The sequence below is a fragment of the [Clostridium] scindens ATCC 35704 genome (assembly GCF_004295125.1).
GTDB classification, from domain to species: Bacteria; Bacillota; Clostridia; order Lachnospirales; family Lachnospiraceae; genus Clostridium_AP; species Clostridium_AP scindens.
Genome location: NZ_CP036170.1, coordinates 1101677 through 1122510, shown reverse-complemented (window position 1 = coordinate 1122510; position 20834 = coordinate 1101677). Strand labels below are relative to the sequence as shown.

The following is a 20834-nucleotide window of genomic DNA, read 5'->3' as shown; positions in this document are numbered from 1 at the left end:
ATGAGAAAAGCAGTATGAGGTACTGCCCCGTAAGATAACGCGGGAAACAACCAGCCTAACCGAAAGGCGAAAGCTGACACGGGAACACAGTACGGCTGGAAAGCGGTAAGTCACCTAAAGGCAATCGGGTGCGACTGAACCGCAATGTTAATCGGATATAAGGTATAAGTTGGATTTACTGAACGTGAGCTTCCAGTTTCTGTTATGTGCCGATAGAGGAAAATTGCCTGAAACCTCTGGTACGGAAAAGGCAAGTTATGGTTGTGGGCTTGTCGGTTATCAATCATTCCGTACAACCTGTAGGGGAACCTATGGTAACGAAGCGAAAGCGATACCGAGAATCCGAATTTACCAAGTCTCATTGCTAACCGGGGATGCCCTAACCAGGAGTGCCGCACGAAAGGGGGAATGAAAAAGCGGCTATGGCTTTGGAGCCTGAAAATCCTGCATGGGTACGGAGTGCTCGTAGTAGTCCGAGAGGGGTAATGACCCTTACATGGCGAAGGGGCACAGTTATTGCGCACTAAAATTAGAAGTTGATTAGGGAGGAAAACCTCACATGAAGCCAACAACGGAAATTTTAGCAAGAATCAGTCAAAACTCACTTGCAAATAAAGAAGAAGTATTTACAAAACTGTATCGCTATCTGTTGCGTCCTGACATTTACTTTGTGGCATACAAAAACCTGTATGCCAACAACGGTGCGGCAACAAAAGGAGTAAACGAGGATACGGCGGACGGTTTCAGTGAAGCCAAAATAGATAGTATTATCAAAGCATTGGCGGACGAAACCTATCAGCCCATGCCGGTGAGGCGAACCTATATCCAGAAGAAGAATAACCGCAAAAAGCTGCGTCCCTTAGGTATACCAACCTTTACTGACAAATTGGTGCAGGAAGTGTTGCGGATGATACTGGAAGCGGTATATGAACCTATCTTTCTGGATGTCTCCCACGGTTTTAGGCCAAAAAGAAGTTGTCATACGGCCTTAAAACAGTTGAGACGGGAGTTCAACGGTACGCGTTGGTTTGTTGAAGGCGACATCAAAGGTTGCTTTGACAACATCAACCACGCTGTTCTTGTAGGCTTGCTGAACAATAAAATCAAGGACGCTCGGATAACCAAGCTGATTTACAAATTCCTAAAAGCAGGATATTTAGAGAATTGGCAGTACCATAAGACGTACAGCGGTACACCGCAAGGCGGTATCATTTCTCCGCTACTCGCCAACATCTACCTGCATGAATTGGACAAGTTTGTAATGAAGTTGAAATCCGAATTTGACACGCCCGGAGTGGGACAAATCACACCTGAATACCGAGAGCTGCACAATGAAATCAAACGGCTATCCCACCGCTTGACGAAAGTAACAGGTGAGGAAAGGGAAATGGTGCTGGCAGAGTATAAGCCCAAACGTCAGAAACTGATGACCATTCCCTGCACTGCGCAGACCGACAAAAAACTGAAATATGTTCGGTATGCGGATGATTTTCTAATAGCAGTCAAGGGAAACCGTGAGGACTGTCAATGGATTAAGAGCAAACTGGCCGAGTTTATCGGAGATACACTGAAAATGGAACTCAGTGAAGATAAAACGCTCATAACCCATAGCAGTAAATGTGCAAGGTTCTTAGGCTATGATGTGCGTGTGCGCAGAAGCGGAAAAATAAAGCGGGGTGGCCCCGGTCATGTAAAAATGCGTACCCTCAATGGGGGTGTAGAACTGTTGGTGCCACTTAACGATAAAATCCGTCAATTCGTTTTCACTAAAGGTGTGGCGATACAGAAGAAAGATGGTTCCATGTTTCCAGTTCATCGGAAATATCTGGTTGGGCTCACAGACTTAGAAATCGTTTCAGTATACAATGCGGAGTTAAGAGGAATATGCAACTATTATGGTATGGCAAGCAACTTTTGCAAGCTGCACTATCTTGCCTACCTTATGGAATACAGTTGCTTAAAAACCCTTGCTTCAAAGCATAAAACCAGCCTATCCAAAACCATTGACAAGTTTAATGATGGCACAGGAAAATGGGGTATACCCTATGAAACGAAGCAGGGAAACAAAAGGCGTTACTTCGCAAATTACGCCGACTGCAAAGGCAAGGGCCCTGCTACGGATTACATCAGCAATGCTGCCGTTGTCTACGGATACGCAGTCAATACCCTTGAAAACCGGCTGAAAGCAAAGGTCTGTGAGTTATGCGGAACGACAGAGAGCGACCATTACGAGGTTCACCACATTAACAAACTCAAAAATCTCAAAGGCAAGGAACGGTGGGAAATCGCAATGATTGCCAAACACAGAAAAACGCTTGTGGTGTGCAGGGATTGCCACCGCAGTATTATCCACAAAAAGTGAGTTTTGTCTGAACGAGCAGTAACAGAGCCGTATACTCCGAGAGGGGTACGTACGGTTCCCGGAGAGGGTGGCGCAAACCTATCACAGCAATGTGACAAGGCGGTGCTTCCCTACTCCACCACATTATTTTCTGCGCCGTAAATTTCGTAGACCACCGCAAATATAATTCCAACAAAAGGAGCTATTACGGCATACGGAACATGAGCGACAAGCTGTGTCGGGAAAATGGCTTGTCCGTCGTCGTTCCCGGCAAGGGCAGCAAGGGAAAGAGCTATGCGGAGTACCAGGCAGAAAAGACGGGTACAAGTTGGAAAGGCAAGCTAAAGATTGCCGTTGACGCGCTTATCCCCCAAGTTTCCAGTTTTGAGGAATTGTTGCAGCGGTTACAGGCGGCGGGCTATGAGATAAAGCCGGGGAAATATGTGTCATGCCGCGCCCCCGGACAGGAACGCTTCACCCGTCTTAAAACCCTCGGCGCGGATTATACAGAGGAAGCCATAAGGGAACGGATAGCGGGCAGACGGGCAAAGGCGGCGAAAGCCCCCAGAGAGCAGCGCGGCGTTTCGCTGCTTATCGACATTGAGAACAGTATCAAGGCGGCGCAGAGTAAGGGCTATGAACAGTGGGCGAAAATCCACAATCTGAAACAGGCAGCAAAGACCATGAATTTCTTGACGGAACATAAGATTGAACAGTACGCGGATTTAGTCAGCCGGATTGAAGAAATGGCAGCGGAAAGCGGACAGGCGGCAGACGCATTGAAGGACGCGGAAAAGCGGCTTGCGGACATGGCGGTGCTTATCAAGAATGTTTCCACCTACCAAAAGACAAAGCCCGTCTATGACGCATACCGCAAGGCAAGGAACAGGGAGAAGTACCGCGCCGGACAGGAACAGGCGATTATCCTACATGAAGCCGCCGCAAGGTCGCTGAAAGCGGCGGGCATTGCAAAGCTCCCGAACCTTGCCGCGCTGCAATCGGAATATGAAGCCCTCCAAGCGCAGAAAGAAGCCCTTTATGCCGACTATGGGAAGCTGAAAAAGAAAGTCCGGGAATACGATATTATCAAGCAGAACATTGACAGCATTTTACAGGCAGACAGGCAGCCGGAACGGGAAAAGGGAACAGAGCGCGGATAAGGATAGCAAAATCCCCGCCGCTGTGCTATGATAGGGCTATCAAAAAGCAGAGGAGCGTTGAGCATGGAAAACCAGAAAATGCCGGAATATGAAACCATACGCGCCGCCGTTGCCGGGGAAAAATGGGCGGTGGAGAAAGTCGTGGAGTGCTACAAGGACGAAATCGACAGGCTATCGACGGTAGCGGTCAGACAGCCGGACGGAAGCACGAAACAGGAAATCAACGAAGATATGCGCCAGTCCATCACAAAGAAGCTGATAGAAGCCCTCCCGCAGTTCCCGCTTGAAGAAATGGAAAAGGGAAATGTCAGATAGGCAAAAAAAGAACAGGGCGCGGAAGCCAGTATATGACTTCCGCGCCCTGTCTTTTTATGGGTGCTGTTTTCGTGAATGTTACGCAGTAGAACGCCATTTTTGGGGGTAAAGGTATAAAGTATCGCCTATCCGATTTTCACGCCCGGAAAGCCCTGTAAATCAAGGGATTTTCCGCGCCTACTGCGTAACAGGGGCGCGTCTTTTCCTCATGCGCTCGGCGGCTTGTCTGCGGGTGATACGTTTCCGGCAGACGGGGCAGTATTTGACACTGTTAGAGGTTGACGCAAAGAACGCGCCGCACTCGGTACATTTCTTCTTATCCCCTGTCTGGTAAAGCTCCGCATAAAGCAGCCTGTCGGCGGGAAGCACCGCAACCCGGAACCACTTGCAGAGAAGCGAATAGGAAATGAGCTGCGGACATACGCACTCGTCCCCGTCGTCCAGTAAGATACAGTTCCCGTTATCATAATTGCAGCACGTCCGGCGCACAAGGGCGTTGACTTTCCGGCTCTGGGGCGGCGTCAGCCGCTTAACCCCGTTCATACTTCATCAGCGGCGTAAATGGGAAGCTCTGCAAATTCCGCTTCGGTCAAAGCGTCCACTTTGGAAAGGGTGCGCTTTGCAAGCTCCCGCATATCCGCGTCCATGTAGGGCAGCGCGGCGTTGACATTCTCAATCAAAGCCCGCTTGCCGCCCTCGTTGTAAATGCTCAAAAGGTTTGTTTCTTCAACAGTCAGTCTAATCATGCTCATACCTCCATATCGTGATTTTTTGTTTTTGCCGCCGCCTTTTTCGGGGCGGTCTTTGCCTTGTCTGCTTTAAGCTGCGCCCGGATAGAGGGGCGGGGCTTCCTTATCTCCCTGTCCCGGTTCTCCCCCTTGTCAATCAGCGCATACGTCCCATGTCTGCCCTCGATTTTGGAAAAGGAAAGGGTCTTGTAGGGCAGCATGGAGAAAAGGCGGTCAGTGTCCTTTGTGGCTGCAAGCCGCATGAACGCCGGGGAAAGCTCTGCCATGAAATGGGTCTTGTTCGGGCTGTTCGGCTCGTAATGCCGCTTCATTTCCCGCACAATGCGCCGCGCTTCCGTTTCAATCAGCCCGTCCCGCAAAGCTGCGATATGCATTTTGAAATCCCCCGGCGAAAGCTGCTCCCGGCTGCGCCGTTCTTCCTGTAAGAGCGATTGCAGCGCGTCCGGGTCGTTGGGTACGGCTTCAAAGCGTTCAAATTTCCCAAGCTGCGGGTCTGGGGTTCCGTCAAAATATCTCCCGGCTTCCTGTACCCTTTCCCCATGCTCATAAATCAGCTTCACCGTATCGGCGGGCAGCTCCTTTTCCTTGACGCGCTCATAATGTTTAGAGTAGTCCAGTTCGTACAGATTGCCCTTGATTTTCCCGCGCTCCTTTCCCGTCAGCTCGATTGCATAGGCAAGAACGCGGTCGCTTGTCTGCTCCATGTAGAAACGCCATGTGTTGTGGGGCGCGGTGTCTTTGAGGAAAACGTCGCGCTCCCGGAAACAGTGCGTCCCGGACGGGCGGCAGAACCACAAAAGTGTTTTGTCCTCCCTGTGGGGGCTTGCCGCCGCCTTTGCGATAATCTCTTTGTCAATGTCTAAGTCGCTCTGGTAAAAGCCTGTGTTCTGCTTCATAATCGCTTCAAGGGAAGCAAACAAATCCATGTTTTCAAATTTGCTCTGTTCCGGCATGGGTCAGCTCCTTTCCAAGTCCTGTGACTTCTGCTTTGCGTTTTTCTTCTGTGCCTTTTCCTTGTCGGCTCTAAGCTGCGCCCGGATAGAGGGTTTCTTTTCCGGCTTCGCTCCCTTGCCGCGCTCCTTGTCGGCTTTGACAGCGTTAGCCAGGTCAACAAGGGAAATCTGCTCGCCCGCCTTTACCTTTGCTTCCAGTTCGTCAACGGTGGGGGTGTTGTTGATGATACCGTCAATCATGTTCCCGTTCTGCTCTGTGGTCTGCTCGGCGGTTTTCAAGGGATTGTCCCGCTGCGCCTGTTCTGCGGCAACGGCAAACGCCCGCGTCCCATTCCCCATAATCAGATACTTTCCGTCGTCCGACTGGTGGTGAAAGCCATATCCGGCGGCTTCTATCTGCTCCCGGCTCATGGCGGTCACATGGAAAGTCCCCCTCGGTGTCTTGACAGTTTCGCCCGTTTCCAAGTCGTCCGGGGTAAGCTGCTTTTGCTCCTGTAAAAACTCCGGCACTTCCCGAAAACCTACACTGTCAACGAAATGCGCCGCGTCCTGTCCGTCCTGATGAAGCACTACCACGTCGGAAACGGAAAGGCTGTGTCCCTTAAAATCTTTGGGGTGGTCGATATTGAAACAGGTGTAAATATCTTCAAGGGAAGTTTCCGGCGCAAGGGGCGCGGAATAGACAAGCTCATAGTTCGCCCTGTCAACCACATTCCCCGCCGCCTGCAGGCGGTCGTAAGGCTCAAAGCGGAAATCCCTTGTTTCGTCCCCGCCCTTTATCTGGTAAATGGAAAAGGTGTCTTTGTCCTGTCCGGCGGTCTGCGCCGTTTCCTGTGCCTTTGCGTAAAGCTGCTTCACGTCGCCCTCGGTCAGCTCGCCGCTTTTGAGCTGCCCCATAAGCTCGCGGCATTTCTCCGGCGTTCCCGTATAAAGCACGTCGCCCATTTTCGCCCGCCCGTTCTCCTGTGTCACATAGGCTTGCAAGAGGTAGCTGTTTTCCCGGCTGTCGCTGTAAGGGTTCCGGCGCACTCTGTAAATCGTTTCCGGGGTAAAGGCTTCTTTCGGGGCTGCGCCCGCTTTTTCCTGTGCGCCGGATTTTCCCGGTGCGGCTGCTTCCGGCTCCGGCTTCTCCGGCGCGGCTTCCTGTCCCTCTCTGGTGGGCTGCTCCTGTCCGGCGGTCTGCTCCTTGTCCTGTGCCTTTTGCAGCTCCGCTAAGTTCTCGTCTATGGAATTGATAATCTCGGCGGCTGCGCTGCGTATCGTTTCAAGGGAGCTTTTCAGCTCGGACAGCTCCCGCCCGCTGCTCCACCCGGCGACATAGCCGAAAGAGTAGTCCGACGTGTCAAGCCCGTAATGTTGGCAGACAGTATAGGCGACGCTTTCCGCTTCGACTTCGCGGGTGCGGCGGTCAACGTGGGGCTGCTGCTCGTCCTTTGGCGCGTTGAGGTCAATGTCGTGCAGCTTCGCATGGGCGATTTCGTGAATAGCGGTCTTTAAGGTCTGTAATTCGCTCATGCCCTCGTTGATAGCAATGCGCTTGTCCTCCAAGTGGTAGTAGCCATGAGAGCCGCCCTCGATATTCTCAAAGGCGATAGGAACGGGGGAAGTCTTTTCAAGGGCTGCGAAAAAATCCTTGTAGCGGTCAACGTCGCCTGTCAGCTCGTCAACCGCAATGTCCGGCAGCTCCTTTCCCTCGGTCTGGGAAACGTCAAAGACGGATACCACCTTGTAGGCGGGTATGGTGACTTCCTTTTCCTCGGTGACGGGCTTCCCGTCCTTGCCGATAACGGGCTTCTGCGTGTGCGGGTCGATTTTCTGCATTTCCTGTTTGATTTTATAGGGTGACGGAGCAATGATTTTAATTCCCTTTTGCCCTTTCATCACGTTTCGTTCAAAGTTGTTCTTCCAAGCGGAAAAGCCCGCCACAAGGGAAGCGTCCGGCTTCTGCATGGCGATAAGGACGGTGTTTCGGAAGCTGTAATTATGGAATTTTGACATGACTTTCAGATATTCCCGGTAACGCTCGCTGTCAAAGAGTTCCGCAATACCCTGTTCCAGACGGTCGGTAATCTCTTTGAGCTTTTCGGCGGGCTTCTCGCTCGTCAGCACGATAGGGATAACCGGGCGCGGCTCCTGTGGCTGCTCTGCGGTCTGCGCCGTTCTCTGCCCCGGCGCGGCTGCGTCCATTTCTACCTTTGACGGGTCGGGTCTTTCCGGCTGCGGGGGCTGCGGCGTTACCCGGTATTCCTCCGGCACGTCGCGCCCGTCGTACCATTCTGTAAAGGTGTTGCGGTTGTTGTAGATATAGCCCTTTTCGGTAAACATACCGTCGTCGTTAATGGAAGCGTCCCGCCCGTATTCCTCATACATGAAATACTTTTTCGCTTCTTCGGGAAGTTCCGGTTCTTCCAGTTCATCAACCAGATAACGCCCGTATTCTTCTTCATTGTGGACGGACGGATAAATCCAGTAGCAGTCAAGGTTCTGTGCAAGGTTGATAATGTCCTGTAAGCTGTCGGCATGGTCGCCGTATTCAATGGCTGCAATGAATTTCTCCCGGTCGTCGTCAAACTGCATTTCCAAGAGCTTCCCTAAATAGTTCAGCTCGTCGGGGTGGGAATACTCGCTTAAATGCTCCGTCAAGCCGGGGATAGTGGATTGAAATTCTGTGAAATGCCATTCCTCATAGTGCTTGAAGTCAATCCCGATACGGTCAAAGACTTCTTTCAGATGTTCGGCAGTCGTGGGGAATGTCACCCATTCGCCCGCGGGTCTGCCCTCGGTGTACTTCCCAAGATTGGAAAGATAGCCGCTTAAAATCGGTTCTGCCATTTGTTCGCTCCTTTCTTTTTCAATCATGCGGTGCATAAGCTCAAAATCCTCAATGCTCATGCTCCCGTCAAATACATAGGGGTTAAAATCCTCCCCGTCCCGGTAGGGCTTTTCGGAAAAGGGAAGCCCCGCTTCATGGGCGGCTGCCCTCGCTTCCTCGATAACCTCCGGGGAAGCCTGTCGTCATGCGCTCCGATAAAACCGTCAATGTCGTTCATGCTGTTTTCGTAGTGGTAACGCACTCCGGCGGTCAGCTCGTCAAGGCTCATGTCCTCGCCTAAATACCCGCAATAGTAGCCGTTTAAGATAACGGCGGCGGGGTCAATGCTTTTTATTTCCTCTAACCGGCTCCTGTCCTCCGGGTAGAGCGTATCGTCCATATCAAGATGAAAATATTCCGCGTTCCATGAACGCCCCTGTTTCCAGAACGCCACCCATGCGATACCGTCCCTAAGCTCGTCTTGATAGTCCTTTACGGTGTCCCGTAAACTTGCCATAGTGAAAAACCTCCTTTCTCTGCGGCAGCGTCATAAGCTGCATTTTTTGGCTGCATGGTCTACTACGGGTACGCCCGCATTTCTGCCAAATATTTTTGAAAATTTTTAGAGGGTGAAGCCCTCCGCAAAAGAGGGTTTGGGAAACTTCCCAACAAGCAAAATCCCCGTCCGGCGCGTCAGCGTCGCAACGGGGATTTACGGAAGTGGGTACCCGCTTCCTATGCTTGCTATTCAAGTTTTTAGTTCTTCTGCACTTCGATACGGTAGTTGACGTATTTCCCGCCAGTGTCAGCCAGAACGATAGTTCCGTCGTAGGTCTTGCCTGTTTTCGGGGAGTAGAGCTTCTTCACATTCGCCTTGCCGGATTTAAGGAGCGCGGCGGCAATCTTCGCGGAAAAAGCGGTCTTGCGTTCCTCGAAAAAGCGGTCATTCTTCCACATGACAAAGGCACATTCTTTGTTGCTGCAATAATAGTTTTTCTTCCCCTCATGGACGGGGGAACCGCAACGGGGGCATTTGCCGACAGAGGGCTTTTCCTCCCGGAACAAATCCTTTTTCCCGTCCAGTGCTGCGGCGTGTGTCTGCACAAGCTCCCGCGCCATAGCTTCAATGCCGGACAGAAATTCGCCGGGGTCTGCGGCTCCCTTTGCTATCTGCGTCAGATTGTTTTCCCATTCTGCGGTAAGCTGTGGGGAAGTGAGTATATCCGGCAGAATACAGATAAGGCTGTTCCCGTTTTTGGTAGGGATAAGCTGCTTCCCCTTGCGCTCCGCAAAGCCGCCCTTTACCAGTTTTTCAATGACGGCGGCGCGGGTGGCGGGAGTGCCAAGCCCCCGGCGTTCCGCGTCCGGGTCGGTGTCCCCGTTCCCGGCGCGTTCCATAGCCGACAAAAGGCTTGCTTCGCTGTGGGGCTTCGGCGGCGTTGTGGTATGCTCCGTTACTTTTGCGGCGGGGTTAGGAAAGCCCTGTCCCTCGGAAAGCTCCGGCAGCGTCACGTCTGCATTTTCCCCGTCCTCCGCTTCGGGCTTATCTTTCAGCGTCGCCCGGTATCTGCGTTGAAGCTCTTTCCAACCCTCCGCAAGTACGGTCTTTCCCCTTGCGGTGAAGTCTGTCCCGGCGCATGAGAAAACCGCCGTAACCGCTTCATAAATATGCGGCTCGGCGGTGGCAAAAAGCAGACGCGCCCCCGCAAGGGTAAGGATATTCTTCTCGCTTTCCGGCAGCGCGTCCGGGTCAGCCTTTGCAAGCTCCATAGTGGGAATGATTGCGTGGTGGTCTGATACTTTTTTACTGTCTAATACCTTTACAACCTCCGGCGTGAAGTCCGCGCCCGCCATAAAGGGGAGTTTTTCGCAAAGCAGCGCGATAATGCCCGCTGCGGTGCCGCCCATGTCGTCAGTAAGAAAGCTGCTGTCCGTCCTCGGATAAGTAAGGAGCCGCTTTTCATAAAGGGATTGTGCAAGGTCAAGGGTCTGCTTCGCGGTGTAGCCGAAAATGCGGTTCGCTTCCCGCTGCAAAGAGGTAAGGTCAAAGAGCTTCGGCGGGGCTGCGGTTTTCTTCTCTCTGGTGAGGGAAACGCATACCGCCGTTTCCGCTTCGCAAGCCCCTTTCAGCGCGTCGGCTTCTGCCTTGTCGGAAATCCTCCCGCTTGCCGCTTCCGCGCCGGATAAATCAAGGCGCACATGATAATATTTTTCTTTCTGGAAATGGGAGATAGCCGCGTCCCGGTCGGTGAGCATTTTTAAGGTCGGGGTCTGGACGCGCCCCACGTTCAAGGTCTTTCCATACAGGCAGGAGAAAAGCCGGGTGGCGTTAATGCCGATAAGCCAGTCAGCCTTTGCGCGGCAGAGGGCAGACGCAAAGAGCGCGTCGTATTCCTGCCCGTCTTTGAGGGAAGCAAAGCCCGCCTTGATTGCCCCGTCCTCCATTGAGGAAATCCACAAGCGGCGCATGGGCTTCTTGCAGCCCGCCGCTTCGTAGACAAAGCGGAAAATCAATTCTCCCTCGCGCCCCGCGTCACACGCATTTACCACTTCGGAAACGTCGGCGCGGTGCATAAGCTCTTTTAGGGTTTTGAATTGCTTCCCCTTGTCCGGGTCAACGGCGTACTGCCATTCCTCCGGCAGAATGGGTAAGCTCTCAAAACTCCATTTTTTATATTGCTCCCCGTAGGCGGCAGCTTCCGCAAGCTGTACCAAATGCCCGACGCACCATGAAATGAGGTAGCCGCCGCCCTCGATATATCCGTCTTTCTTTTCCTTAACGCCAAGCGCGGCGGCGATAGTCTGCGCCACGCTCGGCTTTTCTGCAATAATCAGTTTCATTTTCTGTTCTCCTTTCGGTTGTTTTAGGTTTGAAATTGGTTTATACTTTAAGCATTACTATAAGAAACAGGTGACAATATGAAATCAATACATACTTTCGATGTTTTTGCTCCTACTGATGAACAGGAAGAAGCAATGAATAAAAAACGTGGCGGGCATTACAGGCGCGGTAAAAACAAAGAAATGGATTACTTTATTGAGTGTGCTACTTCGCTATTTCCCAACAACCATTATTCAAGGTTCACACCTATATATGATACGACAAAAGAGTTTTATCAACTGATTACTTCTTCCGATACAACAGAAAGAGCTATACTAAATTGGATAGCTTCTAATCGTGCATGGAATTATTTGTTTGGCTTATTACGGCATTATTACAGAACAGGACACCATGACGATAATTATATCTTTCCAGAGTTCAAAATCGGGTCGGCTTATGTGGCTGATTATCTGCTCATAGGTAATAGTTCAGACGGTTATCAATTTGTCTTTGTGGAATTAGAAGCTCCCAACGGGCGGATAACAAAAGAAAAAGGTACTCGTTTCGGGGAAGTAATCAATAAAGGGATTGAACAGGTTAGGGATTGGCAAATGTATATTGCTGCAAATTGGAATGTAATTGTAGCAGAATTGGAAAAGCACTCATTCTCCAATACAAAGTTACCCAGACAATTATACAAATATTGCCCTTATCAAATCTACTATGCTGTGATAGCCGGACTCCGTAAAGATTTTGAGAATATTCGTGATAGAAAGCTCCAACTGCAAAATGAAAATAACATAACACTTTTGCATTACGAAAATCTCATAGATGTTGCAAACGAAAATTAAAAGTCCATTTTCAGCGTTCCGGCTCACTTGCCTTTTTCTCCTGTACCTGTTTCAGACAGTAGCCCACACAAGGGAGCTGCCCTTTGTACGGACAGGAAGCGCAAGCCGGGGAATGGGGAACGGGCGGCGCATTGTCACGCCGCCCGCCCGGTCTTTGTATCATCATCTTTTCAAAGGGATTGTCGGTAAACAGGGTCATGCTTCCTCGTCCTCCTGTTCTTCATCAGAAAGCCCGTCCCCCTCGTCCGGCTCGTCCTCGTCGTAGTCGTCAAAATCGAAATCTTCAAGGTCGGTGCCGCCCTTGACGTTTTGCTTCGGCTTCATAAACTTAAAATAATAGAACGCGCCCCCGCCGCCAAGAAGTGCCACGACAAGGAAAAGCACAAGCCCGCCCGCATTGCCTTTCTCTTTGGGCAGCTCCGGCGGTTCCTCGGTTTCCGGCTCTGCTTCCTTGCCGCTGCAAGCGGTCATGTTGTCCTTGCAGACGGGGCAGCTCACATTTACCTTTCCGGCTTCGCATTTTTCGGTGCAACTGCAAACGGCGGGCGGGGCTGCTTCGGTGCTTCCGTCCTCCATAAGTGCTAAGAGGTCGGCTTCGTCCACTTGATTAAGGAAATGTACGGTGTTCTCGCCCTCGTCGTCCCGGTCAATGAGGATATAAAAGTAATTGCCGTTTTTGGTCGTTACGGTGATAAGCTGCTTGTTGCCGCCGAAATCGTCTACAAGGGTCGCGTTCCCGTCCGGGGTAAGGGGTTCTTCCTTTTGGGGTTCCTCGTAGACAACGCCGCTGTCGTTGGTGTCGTCCTCTCCCTCCGGGGTCTGTGCAAAAGCGGTGACGGAAAAGCCGCCCGAAAGCATAAGGGCGGCGCAAAGTGCGGTCAGTGTTCTAAGGATTTTCTTATTCATTCTCGGTGTCCTCCATTTCTTCGGTGTCGTGGTCTGCGGGTTCTGCGGGGTAGCCCGGCGCGGCTTCCATGCCCGGAATACCGCCCCCGGAAAGCATAGCGGAAAGCTCATGCGGGGAAAGGCGCATGGAGCGCACAAGCTGTACGATTTGCAGGTTTTCCGCTTCGGTTTTCTGCGCTTCAAGCCCCCTTAATTTATTCTGGTACTCGGTGATTTTCTCGCGGGTCTTTGCAATCTCCTTGTCGATACGTTCAATTTTGTTCATAGCCATCAATAAATTTCTCCTTTCAGATTTTCATTTTTTTGTTGTCAGTTCCAATTCATTAAGCCGTAGCCCTTGATACAGGAGTAATTGACGGGGTAGCTCTTTATCTTGCAGGCGTCGCCGGAATTGCCCTCGACGGTATAGACGCGCTCCCCGTCCGTCCCGATAACAAGCCCTACATGGTCTGCGCTCCCGTCCCCGTCCCAGTCGAAAAAGATAGCGTCGCCGGGGGCGATATTCTCATAGCCCCTCGCGCCCCATTGCCCGCGTGACTGGAACCAGGGTACGCCCTGTGACTGGCACCCGGCAAAGCGCGGCTCGCTTTTCCCGGCTTGATTGTAGCACCATGAAACAAAACAGGCGCACCATTCCACGCGGCTGTTAAATCCGTACCAGCTCCAAAAGGGTCGCCCGCCTACGTTGCCGACTTGCCGCTTCGCAAGGTCTACAACGGCGGTGTTGCCGGGGCGTGTGCCGTTTACAAGCTGTACGCCGCTTAAATCCTCGGACGCGCCCATATCGGGGGAGCCGCCGCCGAAAATCAGCGGCTTGTTTCCGCTTGTTTCCAGATAGACGCGGTACATTTCAAGCTGCTGTGGCGTTAGAAGTTCCTCCGCAATCTCGGAAATGGGCTTGTTCGTCAGCTTCACGTTGAGGATATGGTACTCGTAGGGTACTTCCTCGCTGGTCGTTTCCCCTGTTTCCGGGTCTGTGCTTGTTTCTGTGCGGTAGCGGATTTCCGTTTCTTCCGTCAGCGTCAAAGTGTACTGCATGGCAAAGACGCGGTTTAGTTCTGCCTGTGCGCTCTGCGGGGTGTAGGTCTGTAAAAGGGCGGTGAGGTAGGACGCTAACTCATGGGGGTTATGCCCGATACTGTCAAGGTCATAGCGGTATTCGTCATAGCCGGGGTGGGTGCTTTCGATATTGTCAATCTGCTGCTGAAGCTCGTTTTCCTTTGCGGCGTAATTATTTTCCGTCGCCACAAGGTCGCTGTCCTCCGACGTGTAGGAAGTCCCAAGTATGCCGTTCATCAAGCCGGAGAACATGGAGCCGCAAGAGGAAAGCCCCGCCGATACCATGATGAATAAGAGCAGCGCGGCAACGGCGATACATACGCCCGCCGGGTGCCGCCCTACAAAAGCGATTGCCTTTTTTGTTTCCTCGGCGGTCTTTTTTGCCGCCTTGCGGGTGTTCTCTGCGGCTTTCTGCGCCGTTTTTGCGCCGCCTTTCCTTGCCGACTTTGCATACTGCCGCTTGATTTGCTGCTTCTGCATGAAGCGGGAAAGGGGATTGCCCGCAATCTGCGGATTGTCATGTAGGGATTTATGGTACTGGAAATCCACATTCGCCTTGAACGCCGCTTTCTCTGCCTTTGCCGCCGCCCGGTAGGGTTTGAGCTTGTGGCTGCGGTAGCCCTCCTTGACTTTCCGCGTCCCGTACTTTGCGCCGCGCTCTGCCAGTTCTTCGGATTTGTGCGCCCCCTCAACGCCGGAATTGTCCTTTTCAACGGAATGTATCTTGTTGTGGACGAAAATACCCGCTTCCTGTGCGGGGCGGGATAGCGGGTTATTGTGGGGCTTATTCCTTCCTATGGGCTTTTCCTGTTCCTCAAAATGTAGGCGGGTCTTGCCTTTCCCGGTGGCTTCATCAAAGGTGCGCTCCCGTACAAGTTTCTTTTCTTTGGGGATAGCCGCCTTTGCCGCGTCCAGACGGTCGGCTGCTTTGTCCGATTTTCGGATATACCTTTCAAGCTCCGGCGTTGCCCGTTCCTCGTCGGTAAACTGCAAGCGGGAAGATTTTTCTTTTGCTTTGGCTTCTGCCTGTGCTTTCCTCGCCGCCTTTTTGCTCGCCTTTCTGGTACGCGCCCCGTCGATACGCTCCAAGACGCGCTCGGCTGCGGCGGTGTCCTGTTCCCGTTCTGCCCCCGGCGCATGGGGAAGCGGCGGCGTGTCGGTTAAGGGCGGGGAAGTTGCGCCGCCCGGTAGGGGCTGCGCTGCCTGTTCCGGCTGCGGTGGGGCTTCGGTCTTTGCAAAGTCCGCGTCCCTTATCCGCTTGCTGATACGTTTCTTTTTCCCGGTAGCGGCGTTTACCTCGACAGCCCCCTCGCGGGTCATTTTCTGCGTGACTTTTTCACGCGCCTTATATTGTTTTATGTGTCTGTCCCTCCAATCCGCGCCCTTGCAAGGGCGCAATACTCGGCGTTTATCTCAATGCCTATATAATGCCTGTCAAGCTGCTTTGCGGCTGCCCCCGTCGTGCCGCTGCCGAAAAAGGGGTCAAGCACAACGCCGCCTTTCGGACAGCCCGCCTTGATACAGGTTTCGGCAAGTTTTGGCGGGAACGCGGCGAAATGCCCGCCCTTGTAGGGAACGGTATTGATAAGCCACACGTCCCGCCTGTTCCGCATGGTCGGCATGAGGGCTTCGTCGTAGTAGCTGCCGCTTCGCGCCCGGTTAAGCCCCTGTACGTTCCCCTGTCCGGGTACTTCGTCCGCATATTTCTGTCCCGCGCTGCGCCCGGTGCGGTACCGCGCCGCCGTTGTGGGGGCTAACGGCTCGGCTATGGCGGCTGCGTCATAAAAATACTTCTTTGACTTCGTAAGCAGAAAGATATGTTCATAGCAGCGGGTAGGGCGGTCTTTCACGCTCTCCGGCATGGGGTTTTCTTTCTGCCAGATAATGTCGCTCCGTAAATACCACCCGTCAGCGCGTAGGGCAAAGGCTAAAAGCCAAGGGATACCGATTAAGTCCTTTTGTTTGCAGCCGGAAACGCGGTTGTTTCTTGCAATCTGCTGTCCGTTTCTGCCTTTCGGGTTCTTCGGGTCTGCATGGTAGCCCTTGTTCCCTGTGCCGCAGTAGGTGTCCGCGATATTCAGCCAGAGCGTACCGTCAGAACGCAGTACCCGGCGCAGCTCGCGGAAAACCTCGGTCAGCCTGTCAATGTACTGCTCCGGCGTGTCCTCCCGCCCAATCTGCATATCAAGCCCGTAATCCCTAAGTGCATAGTAGGGCGGGCTTGTGACGCAACAGTGTACGCTTTCCTCTGGAAGCTCCCGCAAGGCATAGAGCGCGTCCCGGTTGATGATGGTGTCAGTTTTCAGCCCGTTCATGCTTCGCCCACTTCCTCCGGCTTCGTCGTCATTACCCGGTAAAGCTCGGTGTCTTTCGGGAAGCGGTCTACAAAGGGCAGCACCACGTTTCCGTAGAAGATAAGCCCCTCGCCCGCTTCGGTGTGGGTGACATACTTCATCTGCTGCGGGGAGATGTTGAGCTGCTTTGCAAGGATAGCCCGGTCGCCCGCCGCCTGATTGAGCATGAGGACAAAATCAGAGTTTTCAAAGATATTCTCCACTTCGCGGGAAGCAAGCAAATCCTTGACGTTCTGCGTAATGGCTGTGGGTATGCCGCCCCATTTTCTGAAACGCTTCCAGATTTCAACGGAATAGGCGGCGGTCTGTTCCTCTTTCAAGAGAAGATGAAATTCGTCCATAAAATACCGGGTGGATTTCCTTTCTGCCCGGTTGACGGTGACGCGGTTCCATACCTGGTCCTGCACAATGAGCATACCTAATTTTTTGAGCTGCTTCCCAAGCTGCTTGATGTCAAAGCAGACAAGGCGGTTTGAAAGCTCTACATTCGTCCTGTGGTTAAAGACGTTAAGGCTCCCGGAAACATAAAGCTCCAACGCCGCCGCGATACGCGCCGCTTCCGGCTCCGGCTGCTTCAAAAGCTCGTCGTAGAGGTCGCCCAAAATCGGCATTTTCTCCGGGTCGGGGTCTGCAAGGAAAGGGCGGTACACGTTCCTAACGGCGCGGTCAATGACGGTCTTATCGACGGGCTGCAAGCCCTCCTTGCCGCCTATGACAAGCTCGCAGAGGGAGAGGATAAAGTCGGATTTCAGCGCAAGGGGGCTGTCGTCCTCGCTGTAATTGAGGTTAATATCCATAGGGTTCACATACTGGAGCTTCCCGTCAATGCCCTTGCCCGTAGGCGACAAGCGTATCACTTGCCCGTCAAGCCGCTGCACAAGGGAAAAATACTCGGCTTCCGGGTCGCAGATGATAATATCGTCGTCTGTAATGAGGAAAGCGTTTGTCATTTCCCGTTTGGCGGCAAAGGATTTCCCGCTTCCCGGCGTTCCTAAGATTAAGCCGTTGGGGTTTTTAAGCTGCTTGCGGTCGCAGAGTATCATGTTGTTAGAAAGGGCGTTCAAGCCATAGTATAAAGCCGCGCCCGTCTGGAAAAGCTCCTGTGTGATAAAGGGGATAAAGATAGCGGTGCTTGACGTGGTAAGCCCCCGCTGTATGGCGATAAGGTTCTCCCCAAGCGGTACAGAGGACATAAGCCCCGCTTCCTGTTGGTAGTCAAGGCGGGTCAAGGCGCAGTTGTTCTTCTGTGCAATGCCCGCCGCCGCGAACACGTCATTTTCCAGTTTCCTTTTTGTGTCTGCCATGTTCACCACAAGGAACGTGAGCAGAAACATACGCTCGTTGCGGCTCTGCAAGTCCTGTAAGAGATTTTTCGCTTCGCTGCCGAACGTGGCAAGGTCGGACGGGATTATATCCATGTCATAGCCGCTGCGTACCGCCTTTTTCTGTTCCTCGATTTTCATTTTGTCAAGGTCGGTGATTTTCCGCTTGATTGTCTTTATGGCTTCGGTCTGGTCGATACTGTGGATATGCAGATTGACGATAACGCCCGTTTCCAAGTCCAGAATGTCGGATAAGATACGGTCGTTTAATTCCGGCGCAAGGATTTCAAGGAATGAAACCGCGCCGATTTTGCGCCCCATGCGGAAATACCGCCCCTCGCCAAAACGGAAAGAGGACGGGGCGATAAAGTCCTTTGTGGAAAGCCCGGACGGGGCAAGCCATGAAAAATCAAAGGCAAACTGCCCGCCCTCCGGGTGGAAAATGCCATGCAGCATTTTAAGGCGTTCATAGCCTGTCATGGGGCGGGCAGACACGCCCAAGAGCTTAAAGTTGTTGAGTACGTCCGTTTCGATACGGGCAAGGCGGGATTTCGCCGCGCCCAGACTGTCGGCTTCAATGGCAAAGGTGATGTATTTTGCCTTGACAAGCCCGTTGTTGCCCTTTGCAAGCTGGTTTTTCAGCATATCCCGGTATTCTGTGCGGATAGAATTGAAAGCGTCCTCCTGTGCCGGGATATTGACCGCTTTCTCCGCTTCGCCCCGCTGCGTCCCCTGATTGATGAAAGAGAGCTGCACCGAAACGGAAGCGTCAAAGTAGTTGAGGAAGTCGCACCAGTTCTCAAAAATGGCGGTCTTGTCGTCTGCCTGTGCAAGCTGATAGTTAATATCTTCAAAGGCGACGGTCTTTGAGTATTTCCGTCCCGTAACCTTGCAGATACCGTCCGGGTACATCTGGATATAGGGGATTGTCTGCTGCGCGGTGTGCGCTTTCCCGTCGCCCTTTGCCTGTCTGATGATTTCCGCAATCTGCTTTTTCTCGGCGCGGGTGAGCTTGCGGGGCGGGTTAGGCTTTGTGCTTCCCGCCGCGCTGTTTCTTCGTGTTTCCTTTTGCAATCGCTGATACCTCCTTTTCAAGTTTTCTCTGCCGTTCTAAGACGGAATAAAAGTTGTCTGTCCTGTATGGTCGTTCTTTGGGGGCTATGAATTTCGTCTGAATGATGTTCTTCACCACCACTTCAAGGGGCTGTCCATGCTTCTCATACATGGCAAAGAGGAAACAGGGCAGCATGACGGCAATCATAGCCATAGACGCAAGGCTTGTGCCTGTGCTGTCTTTGAGCAGAAAGAAAAGCGGCAAGCCGAACAGGAGAGCCGCCGCAAAACATACAATCTGCCGTTTGGTAAGGTTGAACGCTACTTTTGTCTTGACTTTGGATAAGTCTTTGGGTACGGGTACATACGCCAAGTGAAAACCTCCTTTCTCTGGGTTTGGTGTTGCTGTAACTTCCCATAAGGGTAATCAAGGCAAAGGTCAATCTATGCCCTTTGCCCGCCCGTATTATATGGGGTTATCCGCGTCAAGGTCGGGTAGTATTTTCGCCGCTTCGCTCTGAAAATCTCCACCCTGCCCTTGACACGCCGCTAATGCGCGGAGAATATCGACTTCGCCAGTGCGCCGGATTTGAACAGGGAGAAACAGAGGATAACGGTATAGGCTGCAAGGGAGAATATCGCACTGTGCAGATTGTCCGCTATTATCATGTTGTTTACCAGAACCGCGTAAATGCCGACGCATATCATAATGAGGAAGCCTTGAAAACCGATAGCGAACAGGGATTTGAGGTAGTTGTTTCCTATCTGCCCCCATTCCCGGTTCGTCATTGTTGCAAACGGGATAGGCGATACCGAACAGTAAAGGTAAATCTCTATCATGCGCCCGTAGAGGATAACGGTTATCAGTACGGACATGATTTTCATGCACAAGCTCACAAGGCTTGTTTCCATGACAAGTAAGAGCAGTTCGGGGATTTCCATAGCGTCAAGCCCGTCCTGCATGGAAGCAAGGGCGGCGGCAACATCAATCTCTGTGCTGCCGCCGATTACCCCCGCCGCGCCGGAAACAACGTGCTGCGCCATATCGAACACCGCCATAGTGATGTCAAAGGTGTGCGTCACAAGGTAGACTGCCACAAACGCCTTGAACACCCACTTGAAGAACATGGAAGTGTCAACGTCGTGCATATTGTTCTTTTCCGTTACCATGCTGATAAGCTCATAGCATAGGACGTAGGTAATGACAAGCCCCGCAATGGGTACGATTACATTCTCACTAAGGGTCTGTATCATGGAGAATATATTTGCGTTCCACCCTTGCGGGGTCTGCCCTACCTCTGCGGCGATAGTGCCGACTTTCTCGTTTACGTCCCCGAACATAGTTGACAGATTACCGTTTATGGCTCCTATGAGGATTTCCTTTATCCATTCGTTAATCGCGTCAAGTATGCTCTGCATAAGCCTTTACCCGCGCTTCTTAACCGAACAAGCTGGAAAGCAGCGGTACAAGGGTCATGCCGATAAGGGCAACGCCGCCGCCCGCCATAAGCTGCTTCATGCCCTGGCTCTTCGCGCCCGGATTGTCATTGCCGTAGCCCTCCATCAGATTGATTACGCCCCAGATACCAAGCCCGGCTCCAAGTGCTACAACAAGGGTCTGCAAAACGTCTACTGCGCTATTGAAAAATGCCATAAATATATCCTTTCTGCCGCGTCTGCGGCTGTCCGGCAAGCGGACAAAAGGCGGTCAGCGTATGGTCGCCGCCGCACAAAAAAACCGCCCTCTGGTAAAGGCGGCTGTCCCCGCGCTGCGTAAGTTCTGCGGCGCGGCGGTATTCAGTTGTAAGGGGTGCGGCTCCTGCCGCTGTGTACTGCGCCGGAAAGTGGGGGCGCGTATCATGTAGCCGGTATGGATAGATGTGATTGCTTCAATCGCTCCTCGTATTATAAAGTAGTAGTGTTTATAGTCCCTCTCCAAGGACTGTATGCTATACTGTTGGAGATACTGTGGATTGTTTAATCACTCCTACCACTTGATGGTTTCAGAAAGGCTACAACCACAGTCTCTTTGTATAGTTGTTAATCAGTTAGATACCGCATGACGGTTTATTTAGAACGAGGTTACAATCGCAAGGAGTACCTGTGGCTCTAAACAGTATCAAATTTATTCAAAGGAG

The 20834-nt window shown here is 52.3% G+C and carries 19 protein-coding genes and 1 pseudogene; 5 read left to right on the top strand and 15 right to left on the bottom strand.

Annotated features, from left to right (window positions below; genetic code table 11):
• The first annotated feature begins 559 nt into the window (after positions 1-559).
• From HDCHBGLK_RS05755 to HDCHBGLK_RS05745, 3 genes and pseudogenes are all read left to right on the top strand, one after another.
• Positions 560-2362, top strand: a complete 1803-nt coding sequence (locus HDCHBGLK_RS05755) for a reverse transcriptase domain-containing protein (RefSeq protein ID WP_002594337.1) — start codon at positions 560-562, stop codon at positions 2360-2362.
• 116 nt (positions 2363-2478) lie between these two features.
• Positions 2479-3501, top strand: a pseudogene (locus HDCHBGLK_RS05750) (relaxase/mobilization nuclease domain-containing protein); the annotation flags it as partial.
• Between the two features lie 63 nt (positions 3502-3564).
• A complete protein-coding gene (locus HDCHBGLK_RS05745) occupies positions 3565-3816 on the top strand; it encodes a helix-turn-helix domain-containing protein (protein ID WP_002585088.1) in 252 nt (83 codons plus the stop codon).
• A gap of 177 nt (positions 3817-3993) precedes the next feature.
• On the opposite strand, the gene HDCHBGLK_RS05740 is transcribed toward HDCHBGLK_RS05745, so the two are convergent.
• From HDCHBGLK_RS05740 to HDCHBGLK_RS05720, 6 genes are all read right to left on the bottom strand, one after another.
• Complete coding sequence (locus HDCHBGLK_RS05740; RefSeq protein ID WP_002585089.1) at positions 3994-4359, bottom strand: cysteine-rich VLP domain-containing protein; 366 nt, start codon at positions 4357-4359, stop codon at positions 3994-3996.
• Positions 4356-4568 (bottom strand): transposon-transfer assisting family protein, encoded by a 213-nt coding sequence (locus HDCHBGLK_RS05735; protein WP_004607965.1) that lies wholly within the window; start codon positions 4566-4568, stop codon positions 4356-4358. Before HDCHBGLK_RS05735 ends, HDCHBGLK_RS05740 begins: the two co-directional genes overlap by 4 nt.
• Positions 4565-5518, bottom strand: coding sequence for a hypothetical protein (locus HDCHBGLK_RS05730; protein WP_004607964.1), 954 nt, complete (start codon positions 5516-5518; stop codon positions 4565-4567). Before HDCHBGLK_RS05730 ends, HDCHBGLK_RS05735 begins: the two co-directional genes overlap by 4 nt.
• Positions 5519-5521: 3 nt before the next feature.
• Complete coding sequence (locus HDCHBGLK_RS05725; RefSeq protein WP_408646150.1) at positions 5522-8350, bottom strand: antirestriction protein ArdA; 2829 nt, start codon at positions 8348-8350, stop codon at positions 5522-5524.
• 56 nt (positions 8351-8406) lie between these two features.
• On the bottom strand, positions 8407-8847 hold the full coding sequence (locus tag HDCHBGLK_RS20175) for a hypothetical protein (protein WP_408646149.1): 441 nt from the start codon (positions 8845-8847) through the stop codon (positions 8407-8409).
• 239 nt (positions 8848-9086) lie between these two features.
• Positions 9087-11171: a DNA topoisomerase 3 gene (locus HDCHBGLK_RS05720; protein ID WP_004607961.1), complete on the bottom strand. Its 2085-nt coding sequence runs from the start codon at positions 11169-11171 to the stop codon at positions 9087-9089.
• Between the two features lie 78 nt (positions 11172-11249).
• Between HDCHBGLK_RS05720 and HDCHBGLK_RS05715 the strand changes: the two genes are divergently transcribed.
• Complete coding sequence (locus HDCHBGLK_RS05715; RefSeq protein WP_004607960.1) at positions 11250-12002, top strand: Shedu anti-phage system protein SduA domain-containing protein; 753 nt, start codon at positions 11250-11252, stop codon at positions 12000-12002.
• A 10-nt stretch (positions 12003-12012) separates the two neighbouring features.
• Here the strand turns inward: HDCHBGLK_RS05715 and HDCHBGLK_RS05710 are convergent, their stop codons facing one another.
• From HDCHBGLK_RS05710 to HDCHBGLK_RS05670, 9 genes are all read right to left on the bottom strand, one after another.
• A complete protein-coding gene (locus HDCHBGLK_RS05710; protein WP_004607959.1) occupies positions 12013-12201 on the bottom strand; it encodes a hypothetical protein in 189 nt (62 codons plus the stop codon).
• Complete coding sequence (locus tag HDCHBGLK_RS05705) at positions 12198-12908, bottom strand: DUF4366 domain-containing protein (protein ID WP_004607958.1); 711 nt, start codon at positions 12906-12908, stop codon at positions 12198-12200. The genes HDCHBGLK_RS05710 and HDCHBGLK_RS05705 overlap by 4 nt, the downstream gene beginning before the upstream one ends.
• Positions 12901-13179 (bottom strand): DUF4315 family protein, encoded by a 279-nt coding sequence (locus HDCHBGLK_RS05700; protein WP_004607957.1) that lies wholly within the window; start codon positions 13177-13179, stop codon positions 12901-12903. The genes HDCHBGLK_RS05705 and HDCHBGLK_RS05700 overlap by 8 nt, the downstream gene beginning before the upstream one ends.
• Positions 13180-13217: 38 nt before the next feature.
• Positions 13218-15287 carry a C40 family peptidase gene (locus HDCHBGLK_RS05695; RefSeq protein WP_004607956.1) on the bottom strand — a complete coding sequence of 690 codons (2070 nt, stop codon included), beginning with the start codon at positions 15285-15287 and terminating at the stop codon, positions 13218-13220.
• Between the two features lie 35 nt (positions 15288-15322).
• Positions 15323-16282, bottom strand: a complete 960-nt coding sequence (locus HDCHBGLK_RS05690) for a DNA-methyltransferase (RefSeq protein ID WP_002569173.1) — start codon at positions 16280-16282, stop codon at positions 15323-15325.
• On the bottom strand, positions 16279-18717 hold the full coding sequence (locus HDCHBGLK_RS05685) for a VirB4-like conjugal transfer ATPase, CD1110 family (RefSeq protein WP_004607955.1): 2439 nt from the start codon (positions 18715-18717) through the stop codon (positions 16279-16281). Before HDCHBGLK_RS05685 ends, HDCHBGLK_RS05690 begins: the two co-directional genes overlap by 4 nt.
• A complete protein-coding gene (locus tag HDCHBGLK_RS05680) occupies positions 18668-19069 on the bottom strand; it encodes a PrgI family protein (RefSeq protein WP_004607954.1) in 402 nt (133 codons plus the stop codon). Before HDCHBGLK_RS05680 ends, HDCHBGLK_RS05685 begins: the two co-directional genes overlap by 50 nt.
• Before the next feature lie 176 nt (positions 19070-19245).
• Positions 19246-20115 carry a VirB6/TrbL-like conjugal transfer protein, CD1112 family gene (locus HDCHBGLK_RS05675; protein ID WP_002595174.1) on the bottom strand — a complete coding sequence of 290 codons (870 nt, stop codon included), beginning with the start codon at positions 20113-20115 and terminating at the stop codon, positions 19246-19248.
• A gap of 19 nt (positions 20116-20134) precedes the next feature.
• Complete coding sequence (locus tag HDCHBGLK_RS05670) at positions 20135-20350, bottom strand: Maff2 family mobile element protein (protein ID WP_004607953.1); 216 nt, start codon at positions 20348-20350, stop codon at positions 20135-20137.
• A 61-nt stretch (positions 20351-20411) separates the two neighbouring features.
• Between HDCHBGLK_RS05670 and HDCHBGLK_RS18925 the strand changes: the two genes are divergently transcribed.
• Entirely contained in the window at positions 20412-20561 is a 150-nt protein-coding gene (locus HDCHBGLK_RS18925; RefSeq protein ID WP_004607952.1) for a hypothetical protein, read from the top strand.
• The last annotated feature ends 273 nt before the right edge of the window (positions 20562-20834 follow it).